The organism is Flavobacterium sp. P21, assembly GCF_050632225.1.
In the GTDB taxonomy this organism is placed as follows: Bacteria; Bacteroidota; Bacteroidia; order Flavobacteriales; family Flavobacteriaceae; genus Flavobacterium.
Genome location: NZ_CP192585.1, coordinates 2,158,005 through 2,177,006, shown reverse-complemented (window position 1 = coordinate 2,177,006; position 19,002 = coordinate 2,158,005). Strand labels below are relative to the sequence as shown.

Here is a 19,002-nt window from a genome sequence, read left to right as displayed (position 1 = left end):
AGAAATAAATCTGACTTTTACGATCAGGGGGATAAACATTTGTTAAAATTAGTTAATAACACAAATGCTCTCAATTAAAAAGAAGTAAAATCGATATCATTCAAAAATAATCGATGAACGGAATAGTACACGTAAGAAAAGTATCACTCAGCAATTTAAACAAAACATAAAAAACAGGTCTTTATTTTTAAAAACAAAAAATAAAGACCTGTTTTTTATCAATTTATTAAAAACGCAACATCAAACTAACGCAATAAAAACATATTCCAATTAAAAAACATTAATTTCGCAATTACTTCGTTTTAGTTTTAAGCAAGATTTTATTGAAAAACAGCACGTGATATGGCAGTGAATTTTCCCAATACTCCCAAGTATGTGCGCCAGGGCGTTCTGTATAATCGTGCTCAACTTTGTTGTAAACTAATCTTCGGTGCAATTCTCTGTTTGGTTCAATCAAGAAATCATCAACACCACAATCTATAATCAACGGCAGTTTGTTTGCTTTTATTTTGTCAAGCATATTCATAACAGCGTACTGCTCATACATTTCAGTACTGCCGCTTTTATCGCCAAAAACAGGTCGCATCAATTTTACCACTTGAGCGGCAGAATCACGATTCAACATTGTACTCATATCTACGGCACCGCTCATGCTTCCTGCGGCGCAAAATAAATCAGGGTGTTTTGCTGAAAGATATAAAGCGCCGTGGCCTCCCATTGAAAGTCCGGTAATTACTCTTCCGCTTTTATTGCTAATAGTTCTGTATGTTTTATCTACTTTTTGAATGACTTCCTGTGTTATAAAAGTTTCAAACTGGCTTTCTTTGTTAACTGGACTATCCAAATAAAAACTGAAAACCTCACCTTCAGGCATTACAATAATCATATTGTATTGATCGGATAAAGTTTGAACTAATTTTTTGTTTGGCGTATTTTTAAGCCAGTCACTAAAGTGTCCGTAAGCGCCATGTAAAAGATACATTACCGGAAAAGCCGATTTGCTTTTTGCATAAGTATTAGGTAAAACTACCGCGACTTTGTAGGTTTTCCCCATAGCGGCACTGGCAACTTGTAAAGTGTCTACTTTTGCCGCATATGTCATGGTAGTCAAACAAAGCAAAAATAAAGACAGCGACATTTTAAATTTCTTCATTTTAATATATTTTTTTCTGATTAGGGAATGTAAATATACCTTTTTCAAAATAAATTATATGAAAAATCCGACTAGCTTTTGAGCTAAAAAAGTAGCCACGAATTCACGAATTTATGTTAATTAAATTCGTGAATTCGTGGCTAAAAATTATTTAACCAGCAATATAAAAATTCTAACTAATTATAGTCTTATGCTCTAAACGGTATTGCGATGCGCTTTTACCTGTATATTGTTTGAACGATTTGCTGAAATGGCTGAAATTATTAAACCCGCTTTCGTAACAAACTTCATTAATACTGATTTGTTTTTCCGCCAAAAGCTTAGAAGCATGCACCAAACGGTATTCGTTTACAAATTCAGTAAATGTTTTATTCGAAATCTTTTTGAAATAACGACAAAATGAAGGCGTCGTCATACTAACCAGATTCGAAACTTCATCAATAGCAATTGATTCTTGAAAATGATCTTTTACATAATTAAAAATCAAATTCATTCGGTCATTGTCCTGATTTTGCAATTCTAACGAAAATCCGTCAGCATTTAAAACCGTATATTCATCTGATGATTCCAACTCATCTAAAATACTCAAAAGTGTCAATAAGCGCTCAAAAGGAAGCTGATGCTCCATCATTTCGATTTTTTTGCCTATCTGTTTTTTGGTTTCGCCATTAAAAGCAATTCCAGTTTTTGACTGATTGATAATATTTTGCACTCTCTTCATTTCAGGAGCGACAAAAAAATCATTTGCTAAAAATTCCGGTTTGATGTGAATAACAGTTTCTTTTTTATTTCCCGTTTGTTCATTTGTAAAACCGCAATGTGGCAAATTGGCACCTATTAATATCAAATCTCCGTTTGTATAATAAGAAACATGGCTTCCTATTTGCCTTTTTCCCGCACCTCCATTAATATAAACCAACTCAATTTCTGGATGATAATGCCACAAATGGGCTTTACTGTTGGTCTTTTCGGCATGTTTGGTGTAGGTAAAAGAACTTCCGTATGAGTTTGATATCACTTCAAGAGCTGGGGCGACTGTTTTCATGATATATATCTTTAAAAAATAATAGCAAATTTAACAAAAACACCTAAAATAATTTAAATTTTAACCTATAACGGTTTCGTAACTGCGAATTATTCATGAAATCACACAAAACCATAATACTGTTTTTATACCAAAACAGCATTTTTTTTGAAGGCTCATTTTTTTATCCGTGATTTTTTCTGAATATCATATTTAAAACCGCTTTTTTATAGAAATACATAATTTCTGTAAGAAAACCAGAACTTTTTAACATATCTCAATTTCACCAAAACGTTAGAAAAAAGTAACCGAATTAACAAAAACACCTATAATAATTCAAATTTTAACCTATATCGGTTTCGTAAATGAAAATATAGCATATAAATTGGAAAATAGAGTTGTGTTCAAAAAGCAACTCCTGCAGTAATTTTACATCAGAGAAATGAACTAAAAATTTAAACATAAAGAATTATGAAAAAGATATTAAAATTAAGTTTAGTAGTTGCAGTATTATTATCAGGATTAAATACTTATGCAATTGATGGAGATGCAGAATTTGGTCTTCACGTATTAAAAGGAAATGGAAAGCTTATTACGTTTGCTTTAAACCAAACTAAAAAAGCATACTTATCTATATATGATAAAGACGGATCTTTATTGTATTCTGAAAATGCATCTGGAAAAGATGGTATCTTAAGAACTTTCAGCTTAGAAGAATTTCCAGCTGGAACTTATTATTTAGAAGTTGAAGACAGCACTAAAAAAGTAAGACACGAAATTACAGTTTCTGATGATGCTACAGTTTTATCATCAAAAGCAGTTTCAGCGGTTTACAAAAATGTCGCAAAAAATACTAGCGTAGCAGTACGCTAAAAGATTTATACTCGCATACAGTATAAAAATGAGGTTAGATAGTTAGTAAAGTTTAAAAACCGAAAGGTTTTAGAAACAGCTCTTTGTGGTTATTGAGCTGTTTTTTTTGCATTTATACCACAGAGATTCACAAAGTCTATCGCAGAGATTCGCTAAGTTTTTTAAACCTTTGCGAATCTTTGCGTTTCTTTCTTTGTGAATCTTTGTGATAAAATTAATTCGTCATGTAAACAAATCATCAATTCAACGCAAAGCCAAAATCATCAAAAATTTAAAAAATAATTACCAAATTAACAAAATCATTAAATTAAATTCAAAATTTAACCTATAACGGTTTCGTAAATGAGAATACAGCATAGAAATTGGAAAATAGAGTTGTGAGAAAATCATTATAACATAAGTAATTTAGCATCAGAGAATTAGAACTATTAATCTAAAAAAACTAATGCTATGAAAAATTTAAAATTAAGTTTAGTAGGTGCAGTGCTTTTCACAGGATTTAGCGCTTTTGCAATTGGCGGGAATGAAGATTTTAATCTTCATGTATTAAAAACAAATGGTAAATTGATCACGTTTGCACTTAATCAAGTGAAAAAAGCAAATGTTGCAATTTATGATAAAGATGGAACACTGCTTTATTCTGAATATGCTTCGGGTAAAGAAGGAATTTTGAGAACTTTTAACTTAGAAGAATTTCCAGTTGGAACTTATTATTTAGAAGTAGAAGACAATGTAAAAAAAGTGAGACATGAAATCACCATTACTAGTGATGCTTCAGTTTTATCAAGAAAAGCAGTTTCTTCTGTTTACAAATCAGGATTTAATAAAGAGTCTAGCGTAGCGGTACGCTAAAAATTACACCTATATAATTAGGTATAAAAAATTGGTAATAAAAATATAACAAACAAGAACAGCTCTTTGTGGTAATGGAGCTGTTTTTTTTGTTTTATGCTATTTTGAAGTAACTGACTTTCTTTCAGTTAATTCTTAAGAAATTGTTATTTTAAGATTAACTAAAACATTGAAAAATAATAGCTGTTTTTGCAAAAACGATAAATATAATTCAAATTTTAACCTATAACGGTTTCGTAAATGAGAATATAGCATAGAAATTGGCAAATAGAGTTGTACTCAATTACCCCTTGTTGAAGTAATTTTACATCAGAGAATTAGAACTATTAATTTAATAACTAAGATTATGAAAAAGATTTTAAAATTAAGTTTAGTATGTGCAGTACTTTTCGCAACAAGCAATGCTTTTGCAATTGACGGAAACGACCTTTTGAATGTTCACGTTTTGAAAGGAAATGGAAAAGTGATCACTTTTGCTCTAAATCAGGTAAAAAAAGCTAATGTAGCTATTTACGACAAAAATGGAGAATTGATTTATTCTGAAAGTGCTTCAGGTAAAGACGGAATCCTAAGAACTTTTAGCTTAGAACAGTTTCCAGAAGGAACTTACTATCTAGAAGTTGAAGACAGTACAAAAAAGGTAAGACACGAAATTACAGTTTCTGATGAAACATCTGTTTTATCAAAAAAAGCAGTTTCTACAGTTTATAAAGCAGGTTCTGCTAAAAATACTAGCGTAGCAGTACGCTAAAAAAGTTATACTTCTCATAAAAGTATAAGGTTAGATAGTTAGTAAAAACGTGATTGTTTTACAAACAGCTCTTTGTGGTTATTGAGCTGTTTTTTTTGCTCTAAACTGAACTGTTTTTCTTTTGTTTTTCTTTTTTGGAAAACAATTCCTAATAATTTTAAAAGTCTGACTTTTACACTTTTAAAAAAATCGACAAAAAAACATCCAATACTTTAAAAATTTCGTACATACTGTAAGAAAATTATTGAAACATCTTTAATTCAACAACTTAAGCGTTTGAAAACGGCTTTTTTTTGCAGAAAATTAAATTTCTTTTGTAGTTTTACGCGCCACTATTTTAGTATTAATCTTAAAAAAAACAATTAAAAAAAACATGACAAAATTTGCCAAAATGGGCTTGATTGCGGCCTTGTTCCTATCAGCAATTTTTACCTACGCAAATGAAGGAAAAGGTGATTATATTTTGAATATAGTTACTGGAAACGGAAAAGTAGTAAGCTTTACTCTTGACACTGTTGAAAATTCTTCTTTTTCAATTTATGATGAAAACCATAATTTAGTTTACACAGGAGAATCTGTCGCAAACAAATTAGAAGTTTCGAAAACAATAAGCTTAGAAGGTCATCCAGCCGGAACTTATGTTTTAGAAGTAACTGAAAATGGTAAAACTGCAAAACACGAAATTAAAGTTGTAGCCAAAAAAGTGAAGGCTGTAAAGTTAGATGAAACAGTGAACCAAAGTCCATCTTTCCGTCGCTAACCCTTTTTGTCCCCAACAAAAGCAAAAGCGACTCGTTCCAGGAGTCGCTTTTTTATTTATTGAATTTCCTTCTTCCGAATATCATTTCCTATTTGAGCTATTTTCCAAAACACATCGCCATCATCCAGAAATGGAATTTTTTGATTCACATATTCAACGCCGTTTTCATAAATCGATGAATGTAGAATTGCATAAATGAAATCGAGCAAATCTAGTATTCGAAAACTTTGTCTAAATTCTGTTCGCAATTCTGTACTACTTGCAAAACAAACATTTTCGACTTCTTTTTCATTTAGGAATAATAAACCAACTTGTTTTGAAATTAGGTTTGCCGTTTCAATATTTAGTGTAGTTTCTTCAGATGATTTTTGAAAAAGAGCTTGGAGAGTAAAATAGTTTTCGCTTCTATTCAAAGCATTTTTTGAAATGAGATTTTCTAATTCGGTTAAACCAAAATCTTTTATTTCGCTTTCTTCTCCATTCCAATTATTTATTTTATCCAAATATTGCCGAACTGTCATGATGCTCGCCAATTTAATAATCATAAAGTTAGATTTTAAATTTTCAAAAATAAAATTGCCCTCACTAAAATTATTTCATTGTAAAAACGTTATAAAAAACAATCGTAAATAGTTTCGCACATTCGTCTTAAAAAGTCGACCAAATGAGAAAAAAACAGCCCATTTACACGTTATATTACTGATTTAGATATATTTGCAAAACGAATTAAAAATACACGATTAAAATTATCGAAGACAAAATGACTAACAAAACCAATCTTTTAAACTAATACTTATGCAACAAAAATTTCTTGTTTTAGTATTATTGATTGTTTTTTCATTTCGTGTCACTGCCTCAAAATGAAACCGTGTATATAACCGACAAAGTAAGCGACAAATACGCTTATGTTGATGTTATTAAAACCTACGAAAAAATCGTCGCAAAAGGCTATAAATCTGTAGATTTATTCCAGAAATTGGGAGATTCCTCTTACCAACACGACAAGCTGGAAAAAGCGACCGATTGGTATGATAAATTATTTGCCATGACTTCTGACTTAGAACCGGTATATTATTATCGCTACGCAGAATCACTAAGATTCATTTGCCAAGATGAAAAAGCAAATGCTATTCTTGAAAAATTGAAGCGAAAATCAAAAGGAACAATCAAGAAGAAAGTTTAGATACTAAACTGATTTTCAGAAAACATAAAAAAACCTCTCAGGAATGGGAGGTTTTTCAATTTTTAATATTTTCTTTTTTATTGAAAATTAACCTTCATATTGTCATTTCTGTAAAGGTTAGATATTTCGGTAACAAAATTTAAATTTAATAAATTTTGTTACGATGAGAAATAATAGTCAAGATTGTACATTAGAGAGGAACTATTTAGAGAAATATCGTTTCTTGATAAAAGAATATGAGCAGGTGAAAAACAAAACTCATCCACTTTATAAAAAGGCGATGGATTTTTACACAGCAAATGACACGTGCAGAAAAAGTTTCTTAAAGTATTATAATCGCTATAAACAGAGTGGGAAATCTCAGGATCTATTGCCTCAAAAGCGAGGTCCAAAATATAAAACCCGACGTCCTTTGCCTTTTATAGAACAAAAAGTAATCGAATTAAGAGAAAAAGGAAACAACAAATATGAAATTGTTAGTATCTTAAATCCCAAATTAGGAAAACATGCACCATCATATTCTGGAGTTTATAATATTTTAAAAAGGCATAAAATAAATAGATTAACTCCGAAGATTAAAAAGAATCATCAGAAAATAATCAAGGAAAGAATGGGACAGCTAGGTCATATTGATTGTCATTATTTAAGTAAAAGCATAATTCGTGGAGAAAATAAAAAACTCTATTTAGTCTGTGTAATTGATGATTACAGCCGAATTGCCTGGGCAGAATTAGTTCCAGACATTACCAGTTTAACAGTGATGTTTGCGTCATTAAAATGCTTAAACATCCTAAGCAGTCATTATGAAATAAAATTTGAAGAGATATTATCTGATAATGGGGCTGAATTTGGACCTAAAACAAGCAAAGTCAAAAATAACCATCCATTTGAAAGAATGCTGATGGAATTAGGAATCGTGCACCGATATACAAAACCTTACCGTCCACAGACAAATGGTAAAGTAGAGCGGTTTTGGAGAACTCTGGAAGACGATTTATTAAGAGACACGGATTTTGATTCTCAAGAAGAGCTAAAAGAAGAATTATTACAATATTTATATTATTATAATCACGAAAGACCACATCAGGGAATCGATGGAAAAAAGCCAATTGAAATGATAAATCCGTTACCGAAATAAGTGACTTTTACAATTTCGACCGAAGGGAGAAATCGCACTCGAAGCTCGACAATACAAATCACCAATCTTTGTAGAATTACTAGTGTGATTTCTCCCTTCGGTCGAAATGACAAACTTTATGGAATTTTTTAAATGAGCTCAATTTTTTTCCGTAATAATTTTATACAATTCCTGACAGTAAAGAAACTTGTCATTTTGTTGGTTTCTTTTAAATTCTTGTCCTGTTTCATAAACCATAATTTGAAACCAGTTTAACACCCTAATGGCCATATTTTGTGCTAATAGATTTTTGTTGTCAAGCTTCATCTCATTCAATTCCTCAATTTCAGATTTCCAGTACTTCAAATCAGTATTACTCTTAGCCGTTTTCAATTCCTCTTGAAAACGAAGTGAAAGTTTATCTAGGATTTTATTTTCCTCAAATTTTATCTTCTCCATTTTTGCAATTTCATCTTTATAGGCTCCAGATTTTTTGATTTCGGCAATCTTGGCTCTTAAAGCATTATCTCCATTTGTATTAAAAAAAGTAATTCCTTTTTCATAGGCATTTACCGAAAGTACGAGTTCATTATTTGCTTTTAAACTATCACCTATTTGCGTATTAATCTCGTAAATTCTTTTGATAATAGTGTCGTTCTTAGGCCTTATATTTTTTTTGTAAGCCTCGATTTCTAACCAGCCAAATGCACGAAGCATTTCAGATTGTTTAGGCCAAGAATGACCAGCATGAGTTACAAAAAGCGTATTTACAATCTTAGTTTTGTCCAGCCATTCTTTATTTTCAAGCATTTCATGATAATTCATATCCCGATCTCCAACCATACCAACGTATGAAAATTTATTAGACGGAGGTATAAACTTATCCATAGCATTAAAAGAAGCACCACAAGCAATAACGCCTTGAAAAGCGCCTGTAGATATCCCAAAAAGACTTGCTAATCTTGCACCTCCTGAAAAACCTGATATATAAAGTTGGGAAGTATCAATCGCATAGGTTTGCAATACTTGATCAAATAATCTATTGGCAATGGCAATATTATTTTGGACTAATCCATTTTTTAAAGTATTGGAGCAAACCAAAATATAATGATACGTTTCTGCGGCGAGAATAAACGGCGCAATTCCTTTTTTGCCTCTTGCCGCTGGATCAAAAATAAAAACCAATGCCATTGGGGTTTTAGAATCGTATTTTTTAGGGAGATATATGGCATAGGATTCTGTTGGAGCAGTTGTAATTTTCACGGAATCGATGATAATTCCCGTTTTTAATAATTGCTTGTCTTGGCTATATCCAAAAACCATAACAAAAAGAAACAGAATATAATAGATAGTGTTTTTCATAACACTAAAATTAAAAAAACCTTTCGTTTCTGAAAGGTTTTATAAATATTAAAATCCATCTGCTGGCGCGAGCGTCTCGCTCGTGCATTACTTTGCGCTCACTAGCGAGACGCTAGCGCTAGCAAGTAAGGTTGTTATTGAATAATGAAAATAATTATCAAATATGTTTGTATTTTTACTACTATTTAAAAGACTAAAAAATAGAATATAAAATGCCTAGAAGAATAGAATTAGAAGTTGATTATGACAATTCAGATGCACCAGGATTTTACACAGATTTTGATAGTTATGGAGTAATCTTGTATTATGCTTATTCGGTCAATAAAGATTTAGCACTAGAACTCTATAAAGCTATGGTCAGTGAATATTATTATAAATTAGAAACTGGCATGCCATTAGAAGGATTAACTGACAAAGATTCAAATGTTTATTTACCATTGAACGATTTGCCTCAGGTAATAACATTTATAAACAATCAAGTTTTGCCTTCTTTAGAAACATTACCATTAGACTTAGATTTAAGCACTACATGGAATATAGGAAATAGCATTGAAGCATTTTTAATGAATCAGGGTAGTTTTTTTGAATATTTTAATATTGATGATATAGAGCAGGACGGTTATACTGTCCAATATTTTATTGGTTCTTTTAAACAATTGAATGCTTTTTTCAAGATGTTGTTAACCAAAATCTAATTTATATGGTGTCAATTGTTTAATAATTAACCAATCTATAATCACAACGGATGTCTTACATAATTAATTTATTCTGATGGCACAAGCGTCTTGATTCCGCATTGATTAAAAGCCTACATAAAAAAGCCTGAAAGGCTAACAGCTCCAAAATAGGGCAACGCCCTATTAGAGAACAACCCTCCCCCTTCTACACAAAATCCAATACAAACCGAAACCCTGAAAGGGTGATAGCTATTCTCGTTATCTAATTACTTAAGCCCTTTCAGGGCCTTCCTATTGGGTCTTATTACAGACATTGGGCAAAACCCAATGCTGAACGATTATAGTCCTTCGGCCTTGTTTAAATATTCATTCAAACAAAAAACCTCTCATTTCTGAGAGGCGTTCTATAATGAATAAACGTTCGATAATTTCGGACATTCAAAAATGCATTTTTCTACATATTCCTTCTATACTGCCCGCCAACTTCAAACAACGCCGAAGTAATCTGCCCCAAAGAACAAACCTTTGTAGCTTCCATTAAATGATCGAATAAGTTTTCGTTTTTAATTGCGGCTTGCTGTAACGTATTCAAATGCTCGTTTACTTTTGCTTCGTGGAAATTATGCAAATTATCCAGCATCGTAATTTGATATTGTTTTTCTTCTTCGGTTGCACGAATAACCTCAGCCGGAATTACTGTTGGTGAACCTTTTGAACTCAAGAACGTATTTACACCCACAATTGGGAAATCTCCGTTGTGTTTTAAAGTTTCATAATATAAACTTTCTTCCTGAATTTTAGATCTTTGGTACATGGTTTCCATTGCGCCTAGAACTCCTCCTCTTTCTGTAATTCTGTCGAATTCTTGAAGAACTGCTTCTTCCACTAAATCCGTTAATTCTTCGATGATGAAGGAACCTTGAATTGGGTTTTCGTTTTTCGCTAAACCTAATTCTTTATTGATAATCAACTGAATCGCCATTGCACGACGTACAGACTCTTCTGTTGGCGTTGTAATCGCTTCGTCGTAAGCGTTTGTATGAAGCGAATTACAGTTATCATAAATTGCATATAAAGCCTGTAAAGTGGTTCTGATATCGTTGAAATCAATTTCCTGCGCGTGCAACGAACGTCCGGATGTCTGAATATGATATTTCAGCATTTGCGCTCTTTCGTTGGCTCCATATTTGTTTTTCATAGCTTTTGCCCAAATTTTACGCGCCACACGTCCAATTACTGAATATTCTGGATCTACTCCGTTTGAGAAGAAGAACGACAAATTTGGTCCAAAATCGTTGATGTTCATTCCGCGGCTCAAATAATATTCCACGTAAGTGAAACCATTTGAAAGCGTAAACGCCAATTGCGTAATTGGGTTTGCTCCTGCCTCAGCAATATGATATCCTGAAATCGAAACCGAATAGAAATTACGAACGTTTTTGGTAATAAAATATTCCTGAACGTCGCCCATTAAACGCAAAGCAAATTCGGTTGAGAAAATACAAGTATTCTGTGCCTGATCTTCTTTTAAAATATCGGCCTGAACTGTTCCACGAACTTGCGATAATGTCTTTATTTTTATTTCATTATAAACTTCTAAAGGTAAAACCTCATCTCCGGTAACGCCTAAAAGCATTAATCCTAAACCGTTGTTTCCTGCTGGAAGTTCACCTTGGTATTTAGGTCTTTCGATTCCTTTGTCTTTGTATAATTTGTTGATTTTAGCCTCAACTTCTTTTTCTAAATCATTTGCTTTAATGTAAATCTCACATTGCTGATCGATTGCCGCATTCATAAAGAAACCTAACAACATCGGCGCAGGCCCGTTGATCGTCATACTTACCGAAGTCAATGCGTGAACCAAATCGAAACCTGAATATAGTTTTTTAGCATCATCCAAACAGCAGATTGAAACTCCGGCATTTCCGATTTTTCCGTAAATATCCGGACGCAAATCAGGATCGTTTCCGTATAAAGTTACACTGTCAAAAGCCGTAGAAAGACGTTTTGCAGGCATTCCCGCACTCACATAATGAAAACGTTTGTTGGTTCTTTCTGGTCCGCCCTCGCCCGCAAACATTCTTGACGGATCTTCGCCTTCACGTTTAAACGGATATAATCCCGAAGCAAAAGGAAATTCTCCAGGAACATTTTCCTGTAAATTCCAACGCAGAATATCGCCCCAGCCTTCATATTTAGGCAAAGCAATTTTCGGAATCTGCAAATGCGATAAACTTTCAGAATGTGTGGCAATCTTGATTTCTTTATCACGTACTTTAAACGAGTAAACCGGATTTTTGTATTTCGCTACTTTTTCATCCCAATTCAGGATAATTTCCCAATTGTACGGATCTAAATCCATTTTTACTTTATCAAATTGATTCAGTAAAAGATTTAAAAAGATTCTGTTTTCGTCGTGTTCTTGAATGCCGCTTGGTAAAACAGTCGAATCATCGATTCCTGATTTATTGATTTGAGGCACTTTTCCAGAAACTGATTCTATGGTTTTGAAAATTCCGTATAGTTTTTGAGCGACTTTTTGCTGGGCAATTGCGGTCTCATCATAACTTCTGTTATTCTCCGCAATTTCAGACAAATAACGCGTTCTTCCTGGAGGAATCACGAAGATTTTCTCGCTCATTTCTTTTGTAATTGTAAAAGTCGATTTCAAATCTGAAGCCGTTTTTTCAACCACTTTATCCATAATCGCTTTGTAAAGCGTGTTCATTCCCGGATCATTAAACTGCGAAGCAATTGTTCCGAAAACTGGCATTTCGTCTGGGCTTTTATCCCAAAGATTATGGTTTCTCTGATATTGTTTTTTTACATCGCGCAAAGCATCAAGCGCGCCTCGTTTATCAAATTTGTTTAAAGCCACTAAATCGGCAAAATCAAGCATGTCGATTTTTTCCAATTGTGTTGCCGCTCCAAACTCTGGTGTCATTACATATAAAGAAACGTCTGAATGATCCATAATTTCGGTATCAGACTGACCAATTCCTGAAGTTTCTAAAATAATCAAATCGTATTTTGCGACTTTCAAAACCTGAATCGCTTCGGCTACATATTTAGACAATGCCAAGTTCGACTGACGTGTCGCCAGCGAACGCATATAAACACGAGGATTATTTATGGCATTCATTCGGATTCTGTCTCCTAAAAGCGCTCCTCCCGTTTTTCTTTTCGAGGGATCAACAGAAATTAATCCGATTGTTTTTTCTGGGAAATCAATTAAAAAACGGCGAACCAATTCATCTACCAAAGAAGATTTTCCGGCACCACCCGTTCCTGTAATTCCTAAAACTGGAATTTTTGAAGTTGCATTGCTTTCGTGAATTTTATCAAAAACTGGTTTTGCAATTTCTGGGAAATTCTCAGCTGACGAAATTAAACGCGCAATTGCTGTTGGAACTTTATTCTCGATATGATCGATTTCTCCATTTAATTTATCTCCAATAGGAAAATCGGCACGTTGTACCAAATCATTGATCATTCCCTGAAGTCCTAAAGAACGGCCATCATCTGGAGAATAAATTCTTGTAATTCCATATTCATGCAATTCTGAGATTTCGCTTGGCAGAATTACACCGCCTCCACCTCCGAAGATTTTAATGTGTCCTGCTCCCTTTTCATGAAGCAAATCATACATATATTTAAAGTATTCGTTGTGACCGCCTTGATACGAAGTCATTGCAATAGCGTTTGCATCTTCCTGGATTGCGGTATTTACTACTTCTTCAACACTTCTGTCATGACCAAGGTGAATTACTTCAACTCCTGTTGACTGAATAATTCGACGCATGATATTAATTGCGAGCATCGTGCCCGTCAAATAGCGAAGCCGCTGTGACAATTCTTACTTTATTTTTAGGAATATATGGTATTTGTGGTTCCATTTTATGAATATGATAATTTTAAGCGACCAATGTACAAATTATTTTAATATTTGATTACGAGAATAGCTTTATGTTAACAAAAAAAGAAAAATGTTTTTTTTGATAACAGGGGGTAACAATTTTGAAGACGAATTGATATAAGTTAAAGAAAGCTTAAAGACATGGCAATTTCGCAACATTTAAATAAAATCTAAAAACGTGTTTCAAGCCTTCTGATAGTAATTTAGCAGTGTAGAAAGCCCCAAATTTTTACCAAAAACTTGCCATTTAAAAAGTATAACGTAAAAATTTAAAAAAATGAAAACACTATATTCATTCACCGTAATTTTAGGTTTGAGTTTTTTTGTATCCTCTTATAACAGAATTGAAAACAGTAATTCCTTAAATACAAAAACTCCAAACTCTACTGCAGTCACAATTAATTCTAATGATGACGAAAATGAAATTTCAAACGACTTCTTTAAAAGATACTCTGATTTGAAAAAATATAAATCTGATGTCATGTCATTGTACAAAAACAGAACTTTAGGAACTATTTGGTATGATGAAGATCAGATCAATGAATTTGCTTCTGTTTTATATGATAAAGCAAAAAAAACAAACGATTTGGTAATTCCGTATCAAAAAGAAATTGACCTACTTTTTGATTCATCTGCAACAACAAATCTTTCTAAAACAGACGCAGATATGCTTTTAAGCTCACTTTATATTATGTATGCTAAAAAAAGCAATTCTGAAACCACTAAAAAAGTTTCTTATGATGCTATGCTGAAAGATTTTATGAATTACAGTACTATTGAAGAAGTCAGCCGCACCAGAAGACAATAAAGTTGCTTTTGATCAATATTACAAATTGCAAAATGTTTTAAAACAATACAAAAAAATAGAACGATCAAACAAATGGAAACCAATTGTTCCAGCAGAAACTCCGTACAAAGATTTACGTCCGGATGCAGTTTCAAATACCATCGCTCAAATTAGAACTCGTTTATACATTTTAGGCGATTTGAAACAAGATTCTAAAAGTGATGTTTATGACCGCGAATTGATGGATGCTGTAATGAAATATAAAGTAAGAAACGGATTCAAACCTAACTATATTCTTGCAGAAGAACATATCAAAGAAATGAATATTCCGATTTCTGATAAAATGGAAACGTTGAAATTGAATATGGAAAGATGTCGTACCATTGCAACCGAAATGAATAATGCAGACGAATATGTTTTGGTTAATGTTCCTTCATACGAATTGGTTTATGTGAAAAACGGAAAAGTCGTTTTAAGATCTAATGTATTCGTTGGTTCGCCTTTAACTAAAACTACCATTTTTAATGGCGAAATTGACAGAATTGTTTTCAGCCCTTATTGGACGGTACCACAAAGTATTGTTCAAAACGAATTAAAATCTAAAATCGCCGCCGATCCAAATTATCTTGCTGATCATAATATGGAAATGGTCAATGGTCAAGTAAGACAAAAACCAGGACCAGAAAACTCTTTAGGATTAGTGAAATTTATGTTTCCAAATCCTGATGATATTTACATGCATGATACACCAGCTAAAACACTATTTGATTTTGAAAAAAGAACTTTCAGCCACGGTTGTATTAATGTGAAAATGGCTAAAGAACTTGCGACAGCAATGCTTAAAGATTATCCAGAATGGACGCAAGACAAAATTGATAAGGCTATGGCTGGAAAAACAGAAAACAGTTTTAAATTAACTAAAAAAGTACCTATCTATATTACTTATTTCACTTCATTAGTAAACGAAAATGGAGAAATTGGTTTCTTTCAAGATGTTTATGAAAAAGATCAAGAAGCAGTTTCTCAAAGTGTAGTTTCAAATTAAGAACATAGTAAACTTAAGTTTTAGAGAGAATTTATCAAAGTTATGATAAATTCTCTCTTTTTTGGAGCCTTTTAAAAATCATAAAAAAACCTATTTTAATGATTTTAAACCTTTTACGTCTTAAAAAAACTTTACTAAAATTTGAACTTTGCAAAATAATATACCACTACTATTAATTTACAAAAATGAATTTATCATGAAAACAGAAAATATAGATGGATTAACACTTTTTGAAATCAATTTATTGATCCAACAAGGCGGAAGATTTGTTACTTTTCCTAATACAATGACCAAACAAAAAAGTTCAACAATTTATTTTCTACGTCCAGGAGAAAAAGTATTCAAGTATGCATTAAAGCATTTTATTAAAAATTTAGTGCAAGGATGGAAATCAATTCCTTTAAGACCTTTTCATGTATCTAAATCTTTATTTTATTTAGCAATTGGTGGCAGAGATCACACCTATTCAATTTTAGCCGACATAAAAAAATGAATCCTGTTTACAATCCTAACTTATATTCTTTATACGATTTGAATAGCCTGCAAGAACTGTAAAGCAACTATTTTATAGGCTTAATCTATTAGTTTTAAAACTTTTTAGGTCGTGAATTGCGGTTTTTAAACCTGAAGTTTGCCAGATTTTTAATCTTTAAAGCAAACCTCAAATAAACCCGCAATGAAAAAACAAATTTCCCTTTTTGCCATTATAGCAATTATTTTTACTGCTTGCAATAATAAAGGAAATGATATAACTATCAACGCTGATGGAATCGTAAAACCAAAAGCACCAAAAGCAGAAGGTTTTAAACGTTTATTATTTATAGGAAACAACCATACAGAATACTTTGTCAGCGCACCAACTTTGTTTCAGGAATTATGCAATGCAAATAATCAAGCTGTAATTGTCCAGCAATTGACAACAATGGGAGTTCCGCTCGATAAAGTTTATGATACTAATAAAACAGAAGCAAATCAAAATTTTTCAAATCGAGATAAAGATGGAAATTATTATGATTATGTAATACTTCAAGAATCGACTCCAATAGCATTAACTGATCTTGAAAAATACAGATCAAATTTGAAAATGATAGTCGAAAAAATTCATGTAAACAGCCCCGATGTAGCTATTTATATATACGAAGGAATGTCTCCTGTACCCTACACTGATTCAAAATTTAATGAATATCATGAAGAAATGCGTAAAAATGCTCTTTTAGCCATGGTATATATTAAAAATGCGGGTTTGTTACGAGTTGGGGATGCAATTAAAGACGCCTATGAAGGCAAAAGCGGCTATAATTATTTAGTAAACAACAAAGACAATCTGCGTTTTGAACAAAATAACACATTCCTTGTTTTAAACGATGGCGGATTTTTACAAGCAACTTTATTATATGCTACAATTTTCGACAAAAAGCCAATTATTCCCAAAAAACTAATTTTAAGCACAGGAACCGGCAATGATGATTGCATGAGAAGGCAAGAAGTTGCAAAAGTAATAAGCAATCCAAAAGCTTTGGAAGATCTCGCGTTTAGGAATAGATAAAACATAATAATTTTAAACCTTAAAAATCGCTTTATAAAATTTATAAATGAATTTTTAATTTAATACAAAACACTTAAAAACAATTACAATTAATTCTTATTTTAGCTTTGATATACAACCAATTAAATTAAATCAAATCTAAATTATGGAAGATCCAAACGAAGTTATAGTAGATAAAAGAAGCTGGTGGGCCAGAAACTGGAAATGGTTTGTTCCTACTGGATGTATGAGTCTTATTGTATTATTTGCTTTATTTTTATTTGGAGTTTTCTTTGAAGTTACTTCAATCATGAAAGATTCTGAAGCTTATAAAGAATCTATGACACTCGTTCAGCATAATAAAATATTGATTGAAAAATTGGGGTCGCCTATTGAAACTGATGGAATGCTTTCTGGAAGTGTAAGCACTACAAATGACGTTAGAAAATGCGATGTGCAAGTTCCTCTAAAAGGCCCAAAAGGCAAAGCTACTTTGTTTGTTGTTGGCGAAAAAAGAGGGAAATGGAAATACAGTGAAATGTCTGTTTACATTGAAAAGACAGATGAGAAAATTGATTTGCTTGAGAAAGAATAAAACGTATGCAAAAATATATTTTCATAATGTTTTTGGTCTTCTTTTTTCTTGCAACAAGATTGAAAACAATAAAAGCTTAAATCAGGAAGATATTAAGTATATCCAAAATCTCAATATTTTAGACCAAAACGAAGTTATTATCAAGTTTTACAGTGAATTTAAAAAAGAATTTGCAGGTAATTTTTTCACTAACAAAAGAGTTGCAACTTACTGGATTGATAAACGAAATTCAGAAAAAAATATAATTGATTTTGCATTTTATCCATCTATATCGAAAATTGACACTGTGTATAATGCCGGAGTAACTTACTGCCCTTATGCATTAATTACCAAAAAAGATGGAAGCAGTTTTAAAATAAGCGTTGAAGGCGATAAGCAAGAAATTAAATCTTTCTTTGAAGATTTATTACGCGAATGGCATAAAAGGAGATAAACAAATTTTCAAATAGTTTTTTGCTCTTAAAAAACGAAAAACTTCTAGTCTAGCCCCGATAGCAGTGGAAATCCTTTTATGCCGGGGTTCGGCATGAAAGATTGCAACGAATAGCGGGACGAGTGTTAATTATGAAACAAAATCTTTCTGCTCCTAAAATAAAATTGTGGCGTTGTTTTTGAATAAGTAGTATTTTTGAAACTTAAACAACCCCCAAATAAATGAAAAAGATTTTATTATTCGCCCTTACATTTTCACTTGTTTCATGCGCCGAAATGCAACAGACTTTAAATCAGCTTCCGCAAATTGCATCACAAATACCTGCTGGTGGTGTCGATATTTCGGCTGGATTAAAAGAAGCTTTAAATAAAGGAATTACGCAACAAGTGAGCAAATTAACTGCCGTTGATGGTTTTTATAAAAATGAAGCTGTAAAAATTTTAATGCCTGAAGAATTACAAAAAGTTGATGCCACGCTTAGAAAAGTTGGTTTGAGTTCACTGGCAGATGAAGGAATCAAGATGCTGAATCGTGTCGCCGAAGATGCGGTGAAAGAGGCAACGCCAATATTTGTATCGGCAGTGAAAAATATGTCATTTACAGATGCTAAAAACATTTTATTAGGAAACGATAGCGTCGCGACAACCTATTTACAAGGAAGCACAACGACTGCTTTGTACGGAAAATTTAATCCGGTAATTAAAAATTCATTTGCAAAAGTTGGAGCTGATGCCGTTTGGACTAAAATTATTACCAAATACAATACGATTCCGCTTGTGAAAAAAGTAAATCCTGATTTGACTGATTATACAACCAATCAGGCTTTATCAGGCGTTTTTAAAATGATTGCTGTTGAAGAGAAAGAAATCCGAAATAATATCAGTGCAAGAACAACGCCTTTGTTGCAGAAAGTTTTTGCAATGCAGGACGGAAAATAGCTTTTTTTCAA

At 32.3% G+C, this 19,002-nt stretch carries 19 protein-coding genes; 14 read left to right on the top strand and 5 right to left on the bottom strand.

Annotated features, from left to right (window positions below):
- Positions 1-292 precede the first annotated feature (292 nt).
- Positions 293-1,153 (bottom strand): alpha/beta hydrolase, encoded by an 861-nt coding sequence (locus ACQ9BO_RS10795; protein WP_431244703.1) that lies wholly within the window; start codon positions 1,151-1,153, stop codon positions 293-295.
- A gap of 172 nt (positions 1,154-1,325) precedes the next feature.
- Positions 1,326-2,198: an AraC family transcriptional regulator gene (locus tag ACQ9BO_RS10790; protein ID WP_431244702.1), complete on the bottom strand. Its 873-nt coding sequence runs from the start codon at positions 2,196-2,198 to the stop codon at positions 1,326-1,328.
- Positions 2,199-2,648: 450 nt separating this feature from the next.
- On the opposite strand from ACQ9BO_RS10790, the gene ACQ9BO_RS10785 reads away from it, so the two are divergent.
- The 4 genes from ACQ9BO_RS10785 (at position 2,649) to ACQ9BO_RS10770 (ending at position 5,413) form a co-directional block, all read left to right on the top strand.
- The gene (locus tag ACQ9BO_RS10785; RefSeq protein ID WP_431244701.1) at positions 2,649-3,050 is read left to right on the top strand and encodes a secretion protein; all 402 of its coding nucleotides are present in this window, start codon (positions 2,649-2,651) and stop codon (positions 3,048-3,050) included.
- 450 nt (positions 3,051-3,500) lie between these two features.
- Entirely contained in the window at positions 3,501-3,902 is a 402-nt protein-coding gene (locus ACQ9BO_RS10780; protein WP_431244700.1) for a secretion protein, read from the top strand.
- Positions 3,903-4,248: 346 nt separating this feature from the next.
- The gene (locus ACQ9BO_RS10775; RefSeq protein WP_431244699.1) at positions 4,249-4,653 is read left to right on the top strand and encodes a DUF3244 domain-containing protein; all 405 of its coding nucleotides are present in this window, start codon (positions 4,249-4,251) and stop codon (positions 4,651-4,653) included.
- 373 nt (positions 4,654-5,026) lie between these two features.
- A complete protein-coding gene (locus ACQ9BO_RS10770) occupies positions 5,027-5,413 on the top strand; it encodes a secretion protein (RefSeq protein ID WP_431244698.1) in 387 nt (128 codons plus the stop codon).
- A 56-nt stretch (positions 5,414-5,469) separates the two neighbouring features.
- Here ACQ9BO_RS10770 and ACQ9BO_RS10765 read toward each other — a convergent pair whose 3' ends face one another.
- On the bottom strand, positions 5,470-5,958 hold the full coding sequence (locus ACQ9BO_RS10765) for a hypothetical protein (RefSeq protein ID WP_431244697.1): 489 nt from the start codon (positions 5,956-5,958) through the stop codon (positions 5,470-5,472).
- 323 nt (positions 5,959-6,281) lie between these two features.
- Between ACQ9BO_RS10765 and ACQ9BO_RS10760 the strand changes: the two genes are divergently transcribed.
- Positions 6,282-6,596, top strand: coding sequence for a flagellar motor protein MotB (locus ACQ9BO_RS10760; protein WP_431244696.1), 315 nt, complete (start codon positions 6,282-6,284; stop codon positions 6,594-6,596).
- 163 nt (positions 6,597-6,759) lie between these two features.
- Positions 6,760-7,734 carry an integrase core domain-containing protein gene (locus tag ACQ9BO_RS10755; protein WP_431241922.1) on the top strand — a complete coding sequence of 325 codons (975 nt, stop codon included), beginning with the start codon at positions 6,760-6,762 and terminating at the stop codon, positions 7,732-7,734.
- Positions 7,735-7,872: 138 nt separating this feature from the next.
- Here the strand turns inward: ACQ9BO_RS10755 and ACQ9BO_RS10750 are convergent, their stop codons facing one another.
- Positions 7,873-9,075, bottom strand: a complete 1,203-nt coding sequence (locus ACQ9BO_RS10750) for a hypothetical protein (protein WP_431244695.1) — start codon at positions 9,073-9,075, stop codon at positions 7,873-7,875.
- Between the two features lie 212 nt (positions 9,076-9,287).
- On the opposite strand from ACQ9BO_RS10750, the gene ACQ9BO_RS10745 reads away from it, so the two are divergent.
- Positions 9,288-9,770, top strand: a complete 483-nt coding sequence (locus ACQ9BO_RS10745) for a hypothetical protein (protein WP_431244694.1) — start codon at positions 9,288-9,290, stop codon at positions 9,768-9,770.
- 436 nt (positions 9,771-10,206) lie between these two features.
- Here ACQ9BO_RS10745 and ACQ9BO_RS10740 read toward each other — a convergent pair whose 3' ends face one another.
- Positions 10,207-13,572 carry a methylmalonyl-CoA mutase family protein gene (locus ACQ9BO_RS10740; RefSeq protein ID WP_431244693.1) on the bottom strand — a complete coding sequence of 1,122 codons (3,366 nt, stop codon included), beginning with the start codon at positions 13,570-13,572 and terminating at the stop codon, positions 10,207-10,209.
- A gap of 373 nt (positions 13,573-13,945) precedes the next feature.
- On the opposite strand from ACQ9BO_RS10740, the gene ACQ9BO_RS10735 reads away from it, so the two are divergent.
- The 7 genes from ACQ9BO_RS10735 (at position 13,946) to ACQ9BO_RS10705 (ending at position 18,991) form a co-directional block, all read left to right on the top strand.
- Positions 13,946-14,476, top strand: coding sequence for a hypothetical protein (locus ACQ9BO_RS10735; RefSeq protein WP_431244692.1), 531 nt, complete (start codon positions 13,946-13,948; stop codon positions 14,474-14,476).
- Positions 14,445-15,500 carry a L,D-transpeptidase family protein gene (locus ACQ9BO_RS10730; RefSeq protein WP_431244691.1) on the top strand — a complete coding sequence of 352 codons (1,056 nt, stop codon included), beginning with the start codon at positions 14,445-14,447 and terminating at the stop codon, positions 15,498-15,500. The genes ACQ9BO_RS10735 and ACQ9BO_RS10730 overlap by 32 nt, the downstream gene beginning before the upstream one ends.
- A 196-nt stretch (positions 15,501-15,696) precedes the next feature.
- Positions 15,697-15,993, top strand: a complete 297-nt coding sequence (locus tag ACQ9BO_RS10725; protein WP_431244690.1) for a hypothetical protein — start codon at positions 15,697-15,699, stop codon at positions 15,991-15,993.
- A 183-nt stretch (positions 15,994-16,176) separates the two neighbouring features.
- The gene (locus ACQ9BO_RS10720; RefSeq protein WP_431244689.1) at positions 16,177-17,046 is read left to right on the top strand and encodes a hypothetical protein; all 870 of its coding nucleotides are present in this window, start codon (positions 16,177-16,179) and stop codon (positions 17,044-17,046) included.
- Between the two features lie 145 nt (positions 17,047-17,191).
- Entirely contained in the window at positions 17,192-17,620 is a 429-nt protein-coding gene (locus ACQ9BO_RS10715; RefSeq protein ID WP_431244688.1) for a cytochrome c oxidase assembly factor Coa1 family protein, read from the top strand.
- Positions 17,607-18,053 carry a hypothetical protein gene (locus tag ACQ9BO_RS10710; protein WP_431244687.1) on the top strand — a complete coding sequence of 149 codons (447 nt, stop codon included), beginning with the start codon at positions 17,607-17,609 and terminating at the stop codon, positions 18,051-18,053. The genes ACQ9BO_RS10715 and ACQ9BO_RS10710 overlap by 14 nt, the downstream gene beginning before the upstream one ends.
- A gap of 221 nt (positions 18,054-18,274) precedes the next feature.
- Entirely contained in the window at positions 18,275-18,991 is a 717-nt protein-coding gene (locus ACQ9BO_RS10705; protein WP_431244686.1) for a DUF4197 domain-containing protein, read from the top strand.
- The last annotated feature ends 11 nt before the right edge of the window (positions 18,992-19,002 follow it).

Coding starts and splice junctions, on each gene's coding strand:
- ACQ9BO_RS10795 (WP_431244703.1), bottom strand. CDS start 1,153: ATGAAGAAATTTAAAATGTCGCTGTCTTTATTTTTGCTTTGTTTGACT.
- ACQ9BO_RS10790 (WP_431244702.1), bottom strand. CDS start 2,198: ATGAAAACAGTCGCCCCAGCTCTTGAAGTGATATCAAACTCATACGGA.
- ACQ9BO_RS10785 (WP_431244701.1), top strand. CDS start 2,649: ATGAAAAAGATATTAAAATTAAGTTTAGTAGTTGCAGTATTATTATCA.
- ACQ9BO_RS10780 (WP_431244700.1), top strand. CDS start 3,501: ATGAAAAATTTAAAATTAAGTTTAGTAGGTGCAGTGCTTTTCACAGGA.
- ACQ9BO_RS10775 (WP_431244699.1), top strand. CDS start 4,249: ATGAAAAAGATTTTAAAATTAAGTTTAGTATGTGCAGTACTTTTCGCA.
- ACQ9BO_RS10770 (WP_431244698.1), top strand. CDS start 5,027: ATGACAAAATTTGCCAAAATGGGCTTGATTGCGGCCTTGTTCCTATCA.
- ACQ9BO_RS10765 (WP_431244697.1), bottom strand. CDS start 5,958: ATGATTATTAAATTGGCGAGCATCATGACAGTTCGGCAATATTTGGAT.
- ACQ9BO_RS10755 (WP_431241922.1), top strand. CDS start 6,760: ATGAGAAATAATAGTCAAGATTGTACATTAGAGAGGAACTATTTAGAG.
- ACQ9BO_RS10750 (WP_431244695.1), bottom strand. CDS start 9,075: ATGAAAAACACTATCTATTATATTCTGTTTCTTTTTGTTATGGTTTTT.
- ACQ9BO_RS10745 (WP_431244694.1), top strand. CDS start 9,288: ATGCCTAGAAGAATAGAATTAGAAGTTGATTATGACAATTCAGATGCA.
- ACQ9BO_RS10740 (WP_431244693.1), bottom strand. CDS start 13,572: ATGCTCGCAATTAATATCATGCGTCGAATTATTCAGTCAACAGGAGTT.
- ACQ9BO_RS10735 (WP_431244692.1), top strand. CDS start 13,946: ATGAAAACACTATATTCATTCACCGTAATTTTAGGTTTGAGTTTTTTT.
- ACQ9BO_RS10725 (WP_431244690.1), top strand. CDS start 15,697: ATGAAAACAGAAAATATAGATGGATTAACACTTTTTGAAATCAATTTA.
- ACQ9BO_RS10720 (WP_431244689.1), top strand. CDS start 16,177: ATGAAAAAACAAATTTCCCTTTTTGCCATTATAGCAATTATTTTTACT.
- ACQ9BO_RS10715 (WP_431244688.1), top strand. CDS start 17,192: ATGGAAGATCCAAACGAAGTTATAGTAGATAAAAGAAGCTGGTGGGCC.
- ACQ9BO_RS10705 (WP_431244686.1), top strand. CDS start 18,275: ATGAAAAAGATTTTATTATTCGCCCTTACATTTTCACTTGTTTCATGC.